Source organism: Amycolatopsis sp. NPDC039088, assembly GCF_055598845.1.
Window position 1 is genome coordinate 242,822 of the sequence record NZ_JBVKAE010000009.1, and the last position, 16,050, is coordinate 258,871.

The 16,050-nt window shown below is 69.3% G+C and carries 16 protein-coding genes; 8 read left to right on the forward strand and 8 right to left on the reverse strand.

Annotation, left to right across the window (positions count from 1 at the left end; all coding sequences use genetic code 11):
- The first annotated feature begins 14 nt into the window (after positions 1-14).
- Positions 15-1,415 (forward strand): WS/DGAT/MGAT family O-acyltransferase, encoded by a 1,401-nt coding sequence (locus ACZ7KI_RS14630; RefSeq protein WP_470273624.1) that lies wholly within the window; start codon positions 15-17, stop codon positions 1,413-1,415.
- Here ACZ7KI_RS14630 and ACZ7KI_RS14635 read toward each other — a convergent pair.
- The gene (locus tag ACZ7KI_RS14635; RefSeq protein ID WP_470273625.1) at positions 1,390-2,268 is read right to left on the reverse strand and encodes an alpha/beta fold hydrolase; all 879 of its coding nucleotides are present in this window, start codon (positions 2,266-2,268) and stop codon (positions 1,390-1,392) included. The genes ACZ7KI_RS14630 and ACZ7KI_RS14635 overlap by 26 nt on opposite strands.
- A gap of 102 nt (positions 2,269-2,370) precedes the next feature.
- Between ACZ7KI_RS14635 and ACZ7KI_RS14640 the strand changes: the two genes are divergently transcribed.
- The 6 genes from ACZ7KI_RS14640 to ACZ7KI_RS14665 all read left to right on the forward strand — a co-directional run bounded on the left by ACZ7KI_RS14640 (position 2,371) and on the right by ACZ7KI_RS14665 (position 7,724).
- Entirely contained in the window at positions 2,371-3,435 is a 1,065-nt protein-coding gene (locus ACZ7KI_RS14640) for an acyl-CoA dehydrogenase family protein (protein ID WP_470273626.1), read from the forward strand.
- Positions 3,436-3,439: 4 nt separating this feature from the next.
- A complete protein-coding gene (locus ACZ7KI_RS14645; protein WP_470273627.1) occupies positions 3,440-4,612 on the forward strand; it encodes an acyl-CoA dehydrogenase family protein in 1,173 nt (390 codons plus the stop codon).
- Complete coding sequence (locus tag ACZ7KI_RS14650; RefSeq protein ID WP_470273628.1) at positions 4,609-5,523, forward strand: bifunctional MaoC family dehydratase N-terminal/OB-fold nucleic acid binding domain-containing protein; 915 nt, start codon at positions 4,609-4,611, stop codon at positions 5,521-5,523. The genes ACZ7KI_RS14645 and ACZ7KI_RS14650 overlap by 4 nt, the downstream gene beginning before the upstream one ends.
- Positions 5,520-5,915 (forward strand): MaoC family dehydratase, encoded by a 396-nt coding sequence (locus tag ACZ7KI_RS14655; RefSeq protein WP_470273629.1) that lies wholly within the window; start codon positions 5,520-5,522, stop codon positions 5,913-5,915. Before ACZ7KI_RS14650 ends, ACZ7KI_RS14655 begins: the two co-directional genes overlap by 4 nt.
- Complete coding sequence (locus tag ACZ7KI_RS14660; protein WP_470273630.1) at positions 5,915-7,084, forward strand: lipid-transfer protein; 1,170 nt, start codon at positions 5,915-5,917, stop codon at positions 7,082-7,084. Before ACZ7KI_RS14655 ends, ACZ7KI_RS14660 begins: the two co-directional genes overlap by 1 nt.
- 73 nt (positions 7,085-7,157) lie before the next feature.
- A complete protein-coding gene (locus ACZ7KI_RS14665; RefSeq protein WP_470273631.1) occupies positions 7,158-7,724 on the forward strand; it encodes a DUF5134 domain-containing protein in 567 nt (188 codons plus the stop codon).
- A gap of 285 nt (positions 7,725-8,009) precedes the next feature.
- On the opposite strand, the gene ACZ7KI_RS14670 is transcribed toward ACZ7KI_RS14665, so the two are convergent.
- From ACZ7KI_RS14670 to kstD, 7 genes are all read right to left on the reverse strand, one after another.
- A complete protein-coding gene (locus ACZ7KI_RS14670; protein ID WP_470273632.1) occupies positions 8,010-8,465 on the reverse strand; it encodes a riboflavin kinase in 456 nt (151 codons plus the stop codon).
- Between the two features lie 102 nt (positions 8,466-8,567).
- Positions 8,568-9,317 carry a class I SAM-dependent methyltransferase gene (locus ACZ7KI_RS14675; protein ID WP_470273670.1) on the reverse strand — a complete coding sequence of 250 codons (750 nt, stop codon included), beginning with the start codon at positions 9,315-9,317 and terminating at the stop codon, positions 8,568-8,570.
- Between the two features lie 52 nt (positions 9,318-9,369).
- The gene (locus ACZ7KI_RS14680; protein ID WP_470273633.1) at positions 9,370-10,233 is read right to left on the reverse strand and encodes a MaoC/PaaZ C-terminal domain-containing protein; all 864 of its coding nucleotides are present in this window, start codon (positions 10,231-10,233) and stop codon (positions 9,370-9,372) included.
- Positions 10,234-10,241: 8 nt separating this feature from the next.
- Positions 10,242-11,267 (reverse strand): 2Fe-2S iron-sulfur cluster-binding protein, encoded by a 1,026-nt coding sequence (locus ACZ7KI_RS14685; protein WP_470273634.1) that lies wholly within the window; start codon positions 11,265-11,267, stop codon positions 10,242-10,244.
- Entirely contained in the window at positions 11,264-11,524 is a 261-nt protein-coding gene (locus tag ACZ7KI_RS14690; RefSeq protein ID WP_470273635.1) for a hypothetical protein, read from the reverse strand. Before ACZ7KI_RS14690 ends, ACZ7KI_RS14685 begins: the two co-directional genes overlap by 4 nt.
- Positions 11,521-12,660 (reverse strand): Rieske 2Fe-2S domain-containing protein, encoded by a 1,140-nt coding sequence (locus tag ACZ7KI_RS14695; protein ID WP_470273636.1) that lies wholly within the window; start codon positions 12,658-12,660, stop codon positions 11,521-11,523. The genes ACZ7KI_RS14690 and ACZ7KI_RS14695 overlap by 4 nt, the downstream gene beginning before the upstream one ends.
- Positions 12,657-14,327: a 3-oxosteroid 1-dehydrogenase gene (gene kstD, locus ACZ7KI_RS14700; protein WP_470273637.1), complete on the reverse strand. Its 1,671-nt coding sequence runs from the start codon at positions 14,325-14,327 to the stop codon at positions 12,657-12,659. The genes ACZ7KI_RS14695 and kstD overlap by 4 nt, the downstream gene beginning before the upstream one ends.
- Before the next feature lie 99 nt (positions 14,328-14,426).
- On the opposite strand from kstD, the gene ACZ7KI_RS14705 reads away from it, so the two are divergent.
- Positions 14,427-16,025 carry an FAD-binding protein gene (locus ACZ7KI_RS14705; RefSeq protein ID WP_470273638.1) on the forward strand — a complete coding sequence of 533 codons (1,599 nt, stop codon included), beginning with the start codon at positions 14,427-14,429 and terminating at the stop codon, positions 16,023-16,025.
- The last annotated feature ends 25 nt before the right edge of the window (positions 16,026-16,050 follow it).

A 16,050-nucleotide genomic window follows, 5' to 3' on the forward strand; every position in this document is an offset into this window, starting at 1 on the left:
CTAGGGTGATTCTTATGCAGAGATTGAGTGGTCTGGACGCGAGTTTCCTCTACCTGGAGACACCGACCCAGCTCCTGCATGTCTGCGGACTGCTCGTCCTGGACGGTTCGACCATGCCCGGCGGCTACGATTTCGAGCGCTTCAAGGAGAAACTGGCCGAACGGGTGGCGCTGATCCCGGCATTCCGGCGCAAGCTGCACAATCCACTCTGGAACCTGACCCATCCCGTCTGGGTGGAGGACGAGGATTTCGATCTCGAAGCCCACGTTCACCGGATCGGCGTACCCGCGCCGGGGGACCGGCGGGAACTGGCGGAACTCTGCGCCCACATCGCGGGACAACGGCTGGATCGCGCACAGCCGCTGTGGCAGTTGCACGTCATCGAAGGCCTGGCAGGCGGCGAGATCGCCGTCCTGCTCAAGATGCATCACGCCAGTGTGGACGGCGTCGGTGGCGCGAGCCTGATCACCGCTCTGGCCGGTCTCGAACCGGACGCCCCGCCGCCGGAGGTCGCGCGGGACGAACGCCGCAACGCGGGCGTACCGGGCAGGCGGGCGTTGCTCGGCGCGGGGCTGACGTCGTTCGTGAAGGGGCCCGTGGAGCTGGCGAAACTGCTGCCGGACCTGCTCGGGCTCGCGCCGAAGTGGATCGGGAAGGCGTTGCAGGGCAAGGGAATGCCGGTGCCGTTCACGGCGCCGCGCACCTCGCTGAACGGGACGATCACCGCCCACCGCAGCGTCGCCTACGCCTCACTCGACCTCGACGAGGTCAAGCAGGTGAAGAACGCCTTCGGGGTGACCGTGAACGACGTCGCCCTCGCCGTCGTTTCCGGTGCCCTGCGGCAGTTCCTGCGGGAACGGGGTGAACTGCCGGAAGACCCGCTGGTGGCGACCGTGCCGGTGTCGGTGCACGGACGGACCGAACGCGACCACGGCAGCAACAAGGTGTCGGCGTTCTTCGCGTCGCTGCCCACCCATCTGGAGGATCCCGCCGCGCGGGTGTTCATGCTCGCGGAATCGAACCGGCTGTCGAAGGATCACCACTACGACATCGACGCCGACATGCTCGGAGACTGGGCGCAGTTCTCGGCGGCGTCCATGTTCGGGCTCGCGGTGCGTGCGTATTCGGCGCTGCGCCTCGCCGAACGGCATCCGGTGGTGCACAACCTGGTGGTGTCCAATGTGCCCGGTCCGCCGATGCCGCTGTACCTGCTGGGTTGCCGGATCACCGGGCTCTACCCGCTCGGTCCGGTGTTCCACGGCGCCGGGCTCAACGTGACCGTGCTGTCCAACGCGGGCCGGGTCGACGTCGGCCTGCTCGGCGCCCGTGAGCTCACCGGCGACCTGTGGCCGCTCGCCGGCCATTTCCACGACGCGCTCGGGGAACTGGTCAAAGCCGCGCGTGCGCAGACGTGACCGCCGCCAGCAGCGCGGGAACGAACTCGCCCGCCCGCAGGACGCAGGCCGCGTGCCCGGCCAGGATCTCGTAGGTCGCCGCACCGGGGATCCGGGCGGCCAGTGACCGCTGGTGTGACGGCGCGATGAACCGGTCCCGCGCGGTCACCACCACCGAAACCGGCAGCCGGAGCCGGTGCAGCCAGGCCGTCGAATCGAACCGCCCGATGGCGTCCACGGCGACCGCGATCGCCCACGGGCTGGTCGCGCGGAACTCGGCCAACGCCCACTGGTGGTCCCGGAGCCGCCGCCCGGAAGCCTTCGCCGGCCGGTCCGCGAATCGTGCTTCCTCGCGTAATCGCCGCATCGTGTGCCCGAACACGTCGAGCGCGACCCGCTGACGAAGCCCGCGCCGGAAGTTGCTCGCCGTCGAACAGAGCACCAGTGCGGCGACCCGCTCGGGATAGCTGTGCGCCACGAGCTGCGCGACCATGCCGCCCATCGAATACCCGGCGAGGGTGAACCGCGCGACGCCGAGCGCGTCGGCCACGGCGATCACGTCGTCTCGGCAGTCTTCGAGAGTGAACTCCTGCGATCGGATGCCCTGTCCGTGCCAGCGCTGGTCGAACACCACGACGCGATAGCGCTCGGCGAGCCGGGCGAGCACCGGATACCAGGTCAGCAAACCCGTGCAGGCCACCGAATGCAGCAGGATCAGCGCGGGCGCGTCGCGTGGCCCGGCGTCGACCACCACGGTCTGCCCCCGGTCGGGCAGCGACACCGGTTCCGGCCGCGGCACGTCCGCGGTCCGGGGCACGGTGACCAGCCTGCGGGTGGCGTGCCAGCCCGCACCGCTCAGCCGGGTCTTGGCCATCCGCTGCCGCCCTTTCTCGAGGGGGTTGCCGTCCGGCCGCCTTCCGGATAAGACTAGAACAGGTTTCAGTATTGTGCCCGTTCGGCCCGGTGAGGAGCCAGTGTGGACTTCCAGTTCGACGAGACGCAGACCGAGGTCACCGCGCTGACCGCGCGCGTGCTCGGCAAGGACCGCGCACCCGCCGAGACCTGGCGCGCGCTCGCCGACGCCGGTCTGCTCGCACTGGCGCTGCCCCCCGAACTCGGCGGTGACGGCCTCGGCGTCGCCGAAGTCGCCTTGGTGCTGACCGAACTCGGCCGCGTCGCCTCCACGGTGCCCGCGCTGGCGTCGCTGGCTTTCGGTGTCCTGCCGGTCGGGGCGCTGGGCGGCTCGGATCAGCGCGCGGCCCTGCTGCCGCCGGTCGCCGCCGGCGATTCCGTGCTCACGGCCGCGCTGCACGAACCTTCCACGCCGTTCACCACCCGGCCGGCGACCGTGGCGGAGTCGGCCGGGGACTGGCGGCTGAGCGGGATCAAGGTCGGCGTGCCGTTCGCGGCGGAGGCCACCCGGATCCTGACGCCCGCCTCGCTGCCCGGCGGCACCGGCGTCTTCCTGGTCGACCCGCACGCGGACGGCGTGACGCTGACGCCGACCAGAACTTCTTCGGGCACCCCGGATTACACGATGAGGCTGGATTCCGTGACCGTCACGGACGCCGATCTCCTCAACGGGCACGGCCCCGGCGAGTCGATCGCGACGCTGCACCGCTTCGCCCTCGCGGGCACGGTGGCCTTCGGCGACGGGCTGCTCGCCGGGGCGCTCGCGCTGACCACCAAGCACGTCGGCGAACGCGAGCAGTTCGGCCGCCCGCTGGCGGCGTTCCAGGCGGTGGCGCAGCAGATCGCGGACGTCTACGTGGCTTCGAGAACCGTTCAGCTCGCCGCGCGATCGGCGGTCTGGCGGCTCGCGGCGGGACTCGACGCCGAAGCGGAACTCGACATCGCGGCGTACTGGCTGGCGGAGGAGGCGCCCGAGGCGCTGGCCGCCTGCCACCACCTGCACGGCGGGATCGGCGTGGACGAAACCTATCCGCTGCACCGGTTCTCGTCGGCGGTCAAGGATCTCGGACGGACACTCGGCGGCGCCTCGCATCGGCTGGCCGAGCTGGGCGAACTGGTGGCGGGGTGACACGATGCTGATCGAATTGACCACGACGCAACAGCAGTTGCGCGCCGAGCTGCGGAAGTACTTCGCCGGTCTGGTGAGTGCCGACGAACGGCGTGCGATGCTGCGCGAGCGGCACGGCCCGGTGTACCGCGAGATCGTGCGGCGGATGGGACGCGACGGCCGGCTCGGCGTCGGCTGGCCGGAACAGTACGGTGGCCGGGGTTTCGGCGAGATCGAGCAGCACATCTTCGTCGACGAGGCCGCGCGCGCCGACGTCCAGCTGCCGTCGGTGACGTTGCAGACCGTCGGCCCCACGCTGCAGGCGTTCGGCACCGAGGAGCAGAAGTCCTTGTTCCTGCCCAAGATCCTGGCAGGCGAGGTGCATTTCGCGATCGGGTACACCGAACCGGACGCGGGAACGGACCTCGCGTCACTGAGGACGACGGCCGTGCGAGAGGGCGACGAGTACGTCGTGAACGGCCAGAAGATCTTCACCACCGGCGGGCACGACGCCGACTACATCTGGCTCGCCGTGCGGACGGCGCCGGACGCGCCGAAGCACAAGGGAATCTCGATCCTCATCGCGAGCACTCGCGATCCCGGGTATTCGTGGACGCCGATCATCACCTGTGACGGCGCGCACCACGTGAACGCCACCTACTACTCGGACGTCCGGGTGCCCGCGAACATGCTGGTGGGCAAGGAGAACGGGGGCTGGCGGCTGATCACCACCCAGCTGAACCACGAACGCGTCATGCTCGGCCCGGCCGGGCGCATCGGCGGCCTGCATGACCGAGTCCGCGACTGGGCGGCGTCCAGGAAGGCGCCGGACGGCACGCCGTTGCTGCGGTTGCCCGACGTCCGCCGCGTGCTCGCGGAAACCCTGGCGACCGCGCGGGTCAACGAGCTGCTGAACTGGCAGGTCGCGGCGTCGTCGGCGAGCGGACCGGTGGCGGTCGCCGACGCTTCGGCCACCAAGATCGTCGGTTCCGAACGCATCCAGCGGCTGGCGAGGAGACTGGAGGAGATCGTGGCCCGACACGGCGATCAGGCCGACGCCGAAACCGCGGAACTGGCGCTGTGGCTGGACGTGGTGGCCAAACGCAATCTGGTGCTGACCTTCGGCGGCGGGGTCAACGAGATCCAGCGCGAGCTGATCGCCACCGCCGGGCTCGGACTGCCGAGGGTGCCGCGATGAGCGTCCAGGAAGCGGCCGAACGGATCGCCGCGCAAGGGGAATCCGCGCCGAGGGCCGCCCGCGACGCGGTCAACCAGGCGATGGTGAACAACTGGGTCGAGGCCATCGGCGACCGCAATCCCGTCTACACCGACGAGGAGTTCGCGGCCACGAGTGTCCACAAGGGACTGGTCGCACCGCCCGCGATGGCGCAGGTGTGGACGATGGGTGGGCTCCACGGCGCGAGGGCGTCGGACGATCCGCTCGGCGCGATGATGGAGGTGCTCGACGAAGCCGGGTTCACCTCGGTCGTCGCTACCAACTCCGAGCAGACTTACCACCGCTACCTGCGGCACGGCGAACTCGTTTCGGCGACCTCGAAGCTGGAAAGCGTCGTCGGGCCGAAACGCACCGCCCTGGGCGAAGGCTGGTTCGTGACGACGAAGACCACCTGGTACGTCGGCGACGAGGCCGTCGCGGACATGATGTTCCGGGTACTGAAGTTCCGCCCGCCGGGCGCCGAGCCCCCCAAGGCGGCCGCGCCGGTGCTGCGGCCGGTGATCAGCAAGGACACCGAATTCTTCTGGGCAGGGCTGCGTGAAGGGGAACTGCGGATCCAGCGGTGGGGTGAGACCCTGCGGCATCCACCCGGCCCGATGCCGCCGGACGGCGACCTCGACGCCAAACCGGACTACGTCGTCGCGCGCGGCCGGGGGACCGTGTACAGCTACGTCGTGCACCACCATCCGCCGGTGCCCGGCAAGGATCTGCCGTTCGTGGTCGCGCTCGTCGAACTCGAGGAGGGGGTCCGGGTGATGGGTGAACTGCTCGACGCCGACCCCGAAACCGTCCACATCGGACTGCCGGTGGAATCGGCCTTCGTCAAGGTCGACGAGGAACTGACCTTGCCCGCTTGGAGGGTCGCGCGATGAAGGACTGTCCGGTCGGCACCGAGCTGCCGCCACTGACGATCGAGGCCACCCCGACCTTCGTGGTGAGCACCGCGCTCGCGACCCGGGATTTCCAGGACGTCCACCACGACCGGGACGCCGCCGTCCAGCGCGGTTCGAAGGACATCTTCCTCAACATCCTCACCGACACCGGTCTGGTACAGCGGTTCGTGACCGACTGGGCGGGGCCGGAGGCGTTCGTGCGGTCGATCAAGATCCGGCTCGGCGTGCCTTGCTACGCCTACGACACCTTGACCTTCACCGGCCGGGTGACCGACCGGGACGGCGACGACGTGGTGATCTCCGTGTCCGGTGTGGACAGTCTCGGTGAGCACGTGGCCGGGACCGTGGAACTCACGCTGGGAGGCGAGTGATGACCCTGTCCGGACGGGCCGCGATCACCGGCATCGGTGCGACGGAGTTCTCCAAGGAATCCGGACGCAGCGAACTGCGCCTGGCGGCCGAAGCGGTTTCGGCCGCGCTCGACGACGCCGGCCTCGCACCGTCCGAAGTGGACGGCCTGGTCTCGTTCACCATGGACGGCAACAGCGAGATCGCCGTGGCACGGGAACTCGGCATCCCCGGACTGAAATTCTTCAGCCGGATCCATTACGGCGGCGGAGCGGCGGCCGCGACCGTGCAACAGGCCGCGATGGCCGTGGCCACCGGCGTCGCGGACGTCGTCGTGGCGTACCGGGCCTTCAACGAACGGTCCGGGATGCGGTTCGGTCAAGTGTCGTCGGCCGCGGCGGGGCAGGTGAACTCCTCCGGCGTCGACAACGCGTTCCACTACCCGATGGGGATCGCGACACCCGCCGCGACGGTCGCCATGCTCGCCCGGCGCTACATGCACGAGTACGGCGCGACCAGCGAGGATTTCGGCCGGGTGGCCGTCGTCGACCGTGCCCGCGCCGCGACGAACCCGAAAGCCTGGTTCTACGGCAAACCGATCACCCTCGAAGACCATCAGGCGTCCCGCTGGGTCGCGGAGCCGCTGCATCTGCTCGACTGCTGTCAGGAGAGCGACGGCGGCGTCGCCCTGGTGGTCACCAGCACCGAGCGGGCGCGCGACCTGCCGCACCGGCCCGCCGTGATCGCGGCGGCCGCGCAGGGGAGTGGTCCGGACCAGTACGTGATGACCAGCTACTACCGCGACGACCTGCCGGCGCTGCCCGAGATGGGGGTCGTCGGGCGGCAGCTGTGGGCACAGTCCGGGCTGGGGCCCGGCGACATGGATCTCGCCGTGCTGTACGACCACTTCACCCCTTATGTCCTGATGCAGCTGGAGGAACTCGGCTTCTGCGGCAAGGGGGAGGCCAAGGACTTCATCGGCGGCGGCACCCTGGAACTCGACGGGAAGCTGCCGCTCAACCCGCATGGCGGGCAACTCGGGGAGGCCTACATCCACGGGATGAACGGGATCGCCGAAGGGGTCCGGCAGCTGCGGGGCAGTGCCGTCAATCAGGTCGAGGGCGCCGAGCGCGTCCTCGTGACCGCCGGAACCGGCGTACCGACGAGCGGACTGGTGCTGATCGCGGGGTGAGATCACCTCATTGCCCGATGGTGTACTAGAGCAGCACCTGCCACGGTGAAGGGAACACCGGCCGGGAGGTGCCATGTCCGGAATCGTCGCTTGGACCCTGACCGCGGTGTTCGCCGCGCTGGTGCTGCCGTGCGTGCTGAGACTCGTCCGATTGGACTACGGTCGGCTGGGCGCGGCGGTCCGCAACGGGGATCTGGCCGAACTGCTGCTCGTCGTCGCCATGGTCGCGATGCTGTCCCCGGTGGGCGGCCCGATCCCGGCGGCCGGCTGGCAGGCGGTGCTGGCGCTGACCGCCGGATGGTTCACGGTCTCGTGGTGGAAGGGGCGGCGGTCGGGGCACGTCACCTGCGGGCACCACGCCGTCTCCGCCGCGGCCATGCTGATCATGGTGACGTTCATGCCCCACAGCGAGGTCTCCCACGGCCCGTGGCTGCTGATGTCCGGCCCCGACGCCACGCCGGCGCTCTGGTTGTCCCTGGTTTTCGGCGGCGTGGCGGCGTATTTCGCGGTGGACGCGGTGCGGGCCGGGATGCTGGCGGCGCGGGGCTCGGGCGGGGATTCCGGGCAGGTGTCGCGGTGGGTGTGCCGGGTGATCATGGGGCTGGGGATGGGCTACATGCTCCTCGGCGCCGCCGTCTGACCCGCGTTTAGAGGACTAACTGCGTTCAGGTGGCAATGCGTGTCGGGCAGGGGGCGGGTCGTCGGAGCGTGGCGATCCGTGACCGTGTTGGTTTTGTTGCGTTAGATGAAGCAATATCCACACAGTCCAGGACCGCTGGGGTCAGATCACCGCCGAGAGGCTGCCGAACGTGACCGGTGTGTGGAACAGCGTATAGAGATAGACCGGACATGTCGGCGTCCTGACTCGTTCTTTGCGGACGCTGCAGCTTGGTCCTCTAGTTCGCGTTTAGAGGACTAATTGCGTTCAGGTGCCGACGCGGCGCACGACCCCGTCCCCGGCGTCGCCCGGGTCCGGCAGGCCGTCGGCAGGGTTGCCCGCGGCCCATCCGGCGGTGTTCGCGATGTCCTTCTCGAGCGCGACGATCAGTGCTTCCGACGACGGGTACGCCTCCTGCGCCCGCAGGTGGCTCCCCAGCCAGACGGTCAGTACCTCGCCGTAGAGATCCCCGGTGAAGTCCAGCAGGTGCGCCTCGACGAGCCGGTAGCCGTCGGCGCCGTAGTACGTCGGCCGCCTGCCGACCGAGACCGCGGCCGCGATCCGGGTGCCGTCGGCGCGTTCGGCCCAGCCCGCCCACACCCCGTCGCCGACCTGGCCGTCCTGGTCGCGCAGCGCGATGTTGGCGGTGGGGAAACCCAGTTCCCGCCCCCGCTGGTCGCCCTTCTCCACCTGGCCACGGACCACGAAGTATTCCGCCGTCATGCCGCTCCCGTCCCCGCCGTCACGAAAGCCATGAATACCACGTGCCGAACCGGAGGTCGACCGCCGTCCACGCGGCGAGAGGTGTCCACTGTGTACTGAAGATCACGTGGTGACGAGCCGGTACCCGAGGTCCAGCTCGGTCCGCCCCAGCAGGCCGACGTGATGCCGGTGCCAATGCCCGTCCGCGAGGTCGGCGCGCAACCGGCCGACCGCTTCGGCGACGACGTTCTGGTCCAGCAGCGCGACGCCGGACATCCCCGCGCGCACGCGCTCCGACAGGTAGGCCTCCGGCCTGCGCCAATACGCGCCGAGGAAGCCGTCGACGCAGTCCGAGGGCACCGGCAGCGGGGTCACCGACGGGGTCCCGCCCGCCGCCGTCAGCTCCTCGGCGATCCGGTCGAGGCAGGCCAGCCGGCTCTCGTGCTCGGCGATCTCCGGCAGATAGTCACGCACCAGCCAGAAGCGCGCGAACACCGCCTGGTCCCAGGTCAGGATCACCTGGCGACGGGACACGCGCCGCAGCTCGGCGAGCCCGGCGGTCACGTCCGTCCAGTGGTGCACGGTGAGTACCGCGAGAGCGGCGTCGAAGGCGTCGTCCGGGAAGGGCAGGTTCTCCGCGCACGCCTGGACGGCGGGCGCCGCGGTGGCCGGACGCTGTTCGATCATCCGCCGCGACGGCTCGACGGCGAGCACGTCGCGGTCTTCCGGTTCGTAGGAACCGGCTCCGGCGCCGACGTTGACCACCGAGCGCGCGTCGCCGAGAGCGGCGGTCACGGCCGCCGCGATCCGGGGATCAGGACGTCTCGATCGCGCGTAGTCCCGGCCGAGTTCGGCATACGGGTCCGAGATCAAGGGGCGCACCCGGCCGAGTTTAGCCAGAGTTCTGACCAGCGGGGACAAGGATTCAGTCTGTCGTGGTCAACAAAGTGTCCGAAAGAACGGGCGCGTCGTCCCGATCGGCGGCCGTGGTCATGATCATCAGCCCGGCGGGCTCGCGCCAGACGCGGGTCCGCAGCGGTTCGCCGGGGAAGACGACGCCGGCGAACTTGGCCGAGAACGACGCGACGCGGGAGGCGTCGCCGTCGAGGAATTCGTCGGTGACCGCCTTCGCGATGACGCCGTAGGTGCACAGGCCGTGCAGGATCGGCTTGTCGAATCCGGCCGCCGCGGCGAACGCGGGATCGGCGTGCAGGGGGTTGCGGTCCCCGCAGAGGCGGTAGAGCAAGGCCTGCTGCGGCAACGTCGGGGTGTCGATCACCGCGTCCGGCTCGCGCGAGGGGAGTTCGACGCGATCGGACGGTCCGCGTTCACCGCCGAAACCCCCTTCGCCACGGGCGAAGATGCTCGACCGCAGTGTCCACAGTGGAGTCCCATCGGAATCGGTGGCGACCGTCTCGTTCACGATCACCGCCGCCTTGCCCTTGTCGAAGACGTCGACGATCCTTGTCCGGGCCACGGCCTTGCCCGAGGCGGGGATCGGCCGGTGCGCGAGCACTTCCTGCTTGCCGTGCAGTACTTTCCCGAGGTCGACCTCGACGCCGGGGAACGAGACCGCCGGCGGTTCGAACACGCGCAGGTTCGCCGCCACGGTGGCGAACGTCGGCAGGACCTGAAGGCCGTCCTCGTAGGTGTAGCGCAGTTCCCGCGGGCTCAGCGGATCCGAGCCCGCGCCCAGCGCCAGGTGGTAGAGCTGCACGTCCGACGCGGTCCAGGTGAAACCCACCTCGCCGAGGTCGGCACCGATCGCGACCGAAGGATCGATGGGCACAGAGACTCCTACTCGTAGGTGACGGTGACCTCGTCGGTCAGCGGCAGGGACTGGCAGGCCAGCACGATTCCCTCGGCGATGTCGTCGCCGTCGAGGACCTCGTTGTTCAGCATCTTCACCTCACCGGAAGTGATCCGGCAAGCGCAGGCGCTGCACTGGCCTTCGCGGCAGGAGTAAGGCGCGTCGAAACCCTTCTCCAGCAGCAGATCCAGCAGTTTCGTCCGGCGTGGCCACGCCAGCTTCCTGGTCTCGCCGTCCAACGATACTTCGAGGCCCGCCGGGGTCTCGGTCTCCTCGACGGCGGCGGGTTCGGTCACCTCGAACGGATTTCCGCCGAGGGAAAGGAACCGTTCCAGGTGGACACGTGTGCGCGGCACACCGAGTTCCTTGAGTACCGTGCGCGCGGCGTCCATGAACGGGGCCGGACCGCAGAGGAACGCCTCGTGCGCGGTGTACGGCCTCACCAAGGCGCGCAGGTGGGCCTCGGCCGGTAGGCCCTGCAGGCTTTCCAGCCAGTGCAGCACGATCAGCCGGTCTTCGTGCTTGGCCGCGAGGCCGGCCAGTTCCCGTGCGAAGATCACCGATCGCTCGTCGCGGTTCGCGTAGAGCAGCACCACCTTGCCGGTCCCGTGCGCCAGCGCCGACTTCAGGATCGACATCACCGGCGTGATCCCGCTGCCGCCCGCGAGCAACAGGAAGTCCTCGTCGAGTGACGCGGGACTGAACACCCCGGCGGGCGGCAGGACCTGGACCTCCTGGCCCGCGCGAAGGTTGTCGCAGAGCCAATTCGACCCGTAGCCGTCGGCGGTGCGTTTCACGGTGACCTGGACGCGGTTCTCGTGCGGCGCGCTGGAGAGCGAGTAGCAGCGGGCCACCGACCCGGTCTGTTCACTCGGGACGCGTACAGTGAGGAACTGTCCTGGCGTGTAGGCGAAAGCCGGGGCGTGCTCGGCCGGGATGTCGAAGACGATCGAGCGCGCGTCGGCCGTCTCGGTGATGACTTCGGCCACGGTCACCGTCACGGGGCCGCTCATTCCGGCACCTCCAGCAGGCCGTCCTTCACCGCGGCGTCGATGCTGTCACTGAGGTTGGCGCAGGTGTCGAGCAAGGCCGTCCGCGCCCCGGAGGCCGCCTGTTCGGCGAACACCGGACAGCTCTTGGCCGCGTCGGTCGTCCACTGGATGCTGGTGTGCTGCACACTGTTCTTCTTGACCAGCACGGTGGTCCCGCACGTCCGGCAGGCCAGCGGGCGCAGGCCGGCGGTGAGGAACTCGACGGTCTCGGGCTTCACACCCCGGCCTCTTCCGCCTGCTGCCGCGCCAGGTTCTCGGCCACCTCCGCCGCCCAGACCTCGTTGGCGCGGCTGGTGTCCACTTCGAACTCGAACCGGCGCGTCATGTCCTCGGTGACGTCGGCGGCGTCCACATAGAACTGGTCGTACCAGCGGCGCAGCTGGTACACCGGCCCGTCCTCCTCGCACAGCAACGGGTTGTCGATCCGCGTCTTGTTGCGCCAGATCTCCACGTCCTGCAGGAAGCCGACGCCGATGCCCTTGGCGAACTTCCCGGCGATCTTGTCCGCGTGCTCGTCCGAGATACCGGGCAGCTTCTTCACTATCACGCCCCACTGCAGCACGAACGAGTTCTCCGTGACCGGGTAGTGGCAGTTGATCAGCACGTTCTCGATCTCGAAGCCCTGGTAGGTGTTGAGCAGGGTGTTGATCATGTAGGACGGTCCGAAATACGACGCCTCCGACCGCAGCAGGTTCTCCTCGCCGCCGTAGTTCGACGCCATTCCCTTGTCCGGACGTCCTTTCGTGTTGAGGTACTGCGTGGCGACATGCCCCTCGAACACGTTCTTGAAGTAGGTCGGGAAGGCGTAGTGGATGTAGAAGAAATGCGCCATGTCGACCATGTTGTCGATGATCTCGCGGCAGTTGGAGCCCTCGATCAGGACCGAGTCCCAGGTCCAGTTGCTCCACTCGCCGTTGAACACGCCCTCGATTCGCGGGATGACGACGTCCTCCGGCGGCGGGTTGCCCTCCGGGTCGTTCCAGACGAACAGCTGCTTGTTCTCCTCCAGCACCAGCCACGACTTCGTGCGCGCCCGCAGCGGAACCCTTTTGGCGTAGGGGATCGAGGCGCATTTGCCGTTGCCGCTCCAGCGCCAGTCGTGGAACGGGCAGGCGATCTCGTCGCCTTTGACCTCGCCCTGGGTGAGGTCACCGCCCATGTGGCGGCAGTACCCGTCGAGCACGTTCAGCTTGCCGGACGAATCGGCGAAGACCACCAGTTTCGTCCCGAAAGCCGTGATGGCGTGCGGTTTCCCGTCCCGGAACGGTTCGGCCAGCCCGAGACAGTGCCAGCCACGCGCGAACCGCGAAGGGGGCGCGCCCGCGTCGATCTGCCGTACGGATTCCGTCGTCATCGGCTGCCTCCCGAGTTGGTCTGATCTTGCAGCGCGAGATGCTCGGCCGCAAGGTAGCCGAACACCATCGCCGGGCCGATCGTCGCGCCAGGGCCGGCGTAGGTGCGGCCCATCACCGCCGCGCTCGTGTTGCCCGCCGCGTAAAGTCCGTCGATCACCGAGCCGTCTTCGCGCAGGACACGCGCGTGCCGGTCGATCCTCAAGCCGCCCTTGGTGCCCAGGTCACCGGGCACGATCTTCACCGCGTAGTACGGCGCGACGTCCAACGGGCCGAGGCTCGGGTTGGGTTTGTTCCGCGGGTCGCCGTAGTAGTGGTCGTACGCGCTCCGCCCGCGGTGGAAGTCCTCGTCCTCGCCTTGGCGGGCGAAACCGTTGAACCGCTGGATGGTGTTTTCCAGCGCGTCGGCCGGGACATCCATCCGTTCGGCGAGTTTGGCGATCGTGCTCGCTTTGACCGCGATGCCCGCTTTGAACCAGCGGCCGGGCAGCGGCTGGCGCGGGCCGAGGCCGGTGAACATGTACCGGTTGCGGTTGCGCTGGTCGAACACCAGCCAGGTCGGGATGTTCTCGCCGGGTCCGTCGCCTTCGCCGTACATCGCGTGCACGGCCTCGACGTACGGCGCCGATTCGTTGACGAACCGCTCGCCCCGCGCGTTGACCATCAGACAGCCCGGCCGCGACCGCTCGGCGAGCGCGAACCACGGGCCGCCGGTCAGCGGGATGGACGGACCCCACCAGGCGTCGTCCATCAGATCGGTGGCCGCGCCGAGTTTGAGCCCGGCGCCGATGGCGTCGCCGGTGTTGGCTTCGGCGCCGACGGTCCACTCGGTGCCGATGGGCGCGCGCTGGTACTTGACCCGCATCTCCTCGTTGCGCTCGAATCCGCCCGCCCCGAGGACGACGCCGAGCCGGGAGCGGATCAGGGTCTCTTCACCCTGCCGGCGGACCACGACGCCGATCACGCGATCGCCTTCGACCTTGAGGTCCACCAGCGGTGTGTTCAGCCAGACGGGGACATCCGCCCGCCGCAGTCCCTCTCGCAACCCCGCCGCAAGCGCTTGCCCCATGGAAAGCAGCCGCTGACGGCGGATCCGGCCGACCAGCCAGCGGCCACCGAGACCGAGGACGCGGACGATCCCGCGCGGATGCCGGGCGAGCAGGCTCAGCCACCGGTAGTCCGCCTGGGTGATCGGGACGCCCAGTGGGGGAGCGCTGTACGGCGGCTCCAGATTCGCCAGCTCCGGGCCGAGCAGGTTGCCGTCGAGGGCGGCCGGTTCGACCGAGCGCCCACCGGCGCGGCCGCCGGGGGCCTCCGGGTGGTAGTCGGAGTAGCCGCGGACCCAGCGGAAGCGCAACGGCGTCTCGGCGCAGACGAACGAGAGGACTTCGGGACCGCGGTCGAGGAACGCCGACCGCAGTTCGGCCGGGACGACGTCACCGACGATCGACTGGAGGTACTCGTGCGCCCGCTCCGGGGGTTCGTCGATCCCGGCCGCGCGCAGGGCGTGGTTGCCGGGGATCCAGACGCCGCCACCGGAGCGTGCCGTCGAGCCGCCGAAGTGAGCGGCCTTCTCCACGACCAGGACCTTGAGTCCCCGGTGGGCTGCGGACAGTGCGGCGGTCATCCCGGCGGCACCACTGCCCGCCACGATCACGTCGTAGTCCATACGCCCCTCACTTGAAACACGTTGTAGGAAGCATGTGGCAGCATCCGCGCTGCTCCAGTCACCATAGACGAGAACGTGTTCTAGTTCTAGGGTGAGGTCATGGACTCCCTCGTGGCGGACGTGGTGATCGTAGGGTTCGGCGCGGCGGGCGCCTGTGCGGCGATCGAAGCCGCCGACGCCGGGGCCAGGGTGCTCGTCCTGGACCGGTTTTCCGGCGGTGGCGCGAGTGCGGTGAGCGGCGGGGTCGTCTACGCCGGCGGCGGGACGGCTCAGCAGCGGGACGCGGGTGTCGACGATTCGGTCGACGCGATGTACGACTACCTGCGGCTCGAGGTCGGCGACGTCGTCTCCGAGGAGACTCTGCGGCGGTTCTGCGCGGGCAGTACGGAAATGATCACGTGGCTGGAGGGCAACGGCGTCCCCTTCGAAGGCAGCCTGTGCCCGTACAAGACGTCGTATCCGAGCGACGCGCACTATCTGTACTACTCGGGCAGTGAGGCGGCGGGCGGCTTCCGCGACGCGGCCAAGCCGGCGCCGCGCGGACATCGCGTCAAAGGTCCCGGTACTTCGGGAAAACTGCTGATGAAACGGCTCATGGAGGCCGTCCGGAGTCGCGGGATCGAGGTACTGCCACAGACCGCCGCCCGGAATCTGATCATCGACGAGAACGGGACCGTGACGGGTGTCGTGGTGTCCACCCTGCGGGACGCGCCCGCCCGGGTGCGGGCCGCGCACCGGCGACTGGCCGCGTTTGCCGCGAAACCGGGGATCTACGTGCCCTCGATGCGGAAGTCGTTGCATCGGCGGGTGGAACGGATCGAACGACAGTATGGCCGTGAGCTGCGGATTTCGGCCGCACGCGGGGTGGTGCTCGCGGCGGGCGGGTTCATCGCGAACCGCGAGATGGTGCGGGAGCACGCGCCCGCGTATCGCGGCGGGCTGGCGCTCGGGACGTCGGCCGACGACGGATCCGGCATCCGGCTCGGGGTCGAGGCGGGCGGGGCCACCGCGGAACTCGGGCGGATCTCCGCCTGGCGGTTCATCACCCCGCCGTCGGCGTTCCTCGGCGGTCTGCTCGTCGACAAGACCGGCGGCCGGATCATCGACGAATCGCGGTACGGCGCGGCCGTCGGGGAACGCATGATCACCGAGCACGAGGGACGCGGCTGGCTGCTGGTCGACGACGCCATCGTGCGGGAGGTCCGGCGCGACGCTCGCGGGCAAAGCCAGTGGTTCCAAGGGCTTCAGGTGCGCTATCTGCTGCGGCAACGCGTGGTCGCCGATTCGCTCGAAGGCGTCGCGCGCAAGGCCGGTATCGATCCGGGTGGACTCGCCGCCAGTGTCGAGGCCGCCCGGTCCGGCGACGATCCGACGGGCAAACCCGCGGAGTTCGCGCGGCCGCTGGACCGGCCGCCGTACTCGCTGATCGACGTCTCGATCCGGCCCAATATCGGTTATCCGTGTCCGATGCTGACGCTGGGCGGCCTGGTCGTCGACGAGGAGACCGGCGCCGTCCGGGCGGCCTCCGGCGTCCCCATTCGCGGGCTGTACGCGGCGGGGCGGACCGCGGTGGGAATCTGTTCTAGGTCCTATGTGAGTGGTCTGTCGCTGGCCGATTGCGTGTTTTCCGGCCGCCGTGCCGGAGCGCACAGTGCGCTCGACCGGGGATCAGTCGACAAAAACGAGAACGTGTTCTAGTCTTGGACCCGGTTCACGGTCGATG

Excerpts from the sequence above, each read along its gene's own strand:
- kstD (WP_470273637.1), bottom strand. The coding sequence starts at position 14,327 with ATGGACTACGACGTGATCGTGGCGGGCAGTGGTGCCGCCGGGATGACC.
- ACZ7KI_RS14650 (WP_470273628.1), top strand. The coding sequence starts at position 4,609 with ATGAGCGTCCAGGAAGCGGCCGAACGGATCGCCGCGCAAGGGGAATCC.
- ACZ7KI_RS14665 (WP_470273631.1), top strand. The coding sequence starts at position 7,158 with ATGTCCGGAATCGTCGCTTGGACCCTGACCGCGGTGTTCGCCGCGCTG.
- ACZ7KI_RS14685 (WP_470273634.1), bottom strand. The coding sequence starts at position 11,267 with ATGAGCGGCCCCGTGACGGTGACCGTGGCCGAAGTCATCACCGAGACG.
- ACZ7KI_RS14635 (WP_470273625.1), bottom strand. The coding sequence starts at position 2,268 with ATGGCCAAGACCCGGCTGAGCGGTGCGGGCTGGCACGCCACCCGCAGG.
- ACZ7KI_RS14670 (WP_470273632.1), bottom strand. The coding sequence starts at position 8,465 with ATGACGGCGGAATACTTCGTGGTCCGTGGCCAGGTGGAGAAGGGCGAC.
- ACZ7KI_RS14645 (WP_470273627.1), top strand. The coding sequence starts at position 3,440 with ATGCTGATCGAATTGACCACGACGCAACAGCAGTTGCGCGCCGAGCTG.
- ACZ7KI_RS14695 (WP_470273636.1), bottom strand. The coding sequence starts at position 12,660 with ATGACGACGGAATCCGTACGGCAGATCGACGCGGGCGCGCCCCCTTCG.
- ACZ7KI_RS14660 (WP_470273630.1), top strand. The coding sequence starts at position 5,915 with ATGACCCTGTCCGGACGGGCCGCGATCACCGGCATCGGTGCGACGGAG.
- ACZ7KI_RS14655 (WP_470273629.1), top strand. The coding sequence starts at position 5,520 with ATGAAGGACTGTCCGGTCGGCACCGAGCTGCCGCCACTGACGATCGAG.
- ACZ7KI_RS14630 (WP_470273624.1), top strand. The coding sequence starts at position 15 with ATGCAGAGATTGAGTGGTCTGGACGCGAGTTTCCTCTACCTGGAGACA.
- ACZ7KI_RS14705 (WP_470273638.1), top strand. The coding sequence starts at position 14,427 with ATGGACTCCCTCGTGGCGGACGTGGTGATCGTAGGGTTCGGCGCGGCG.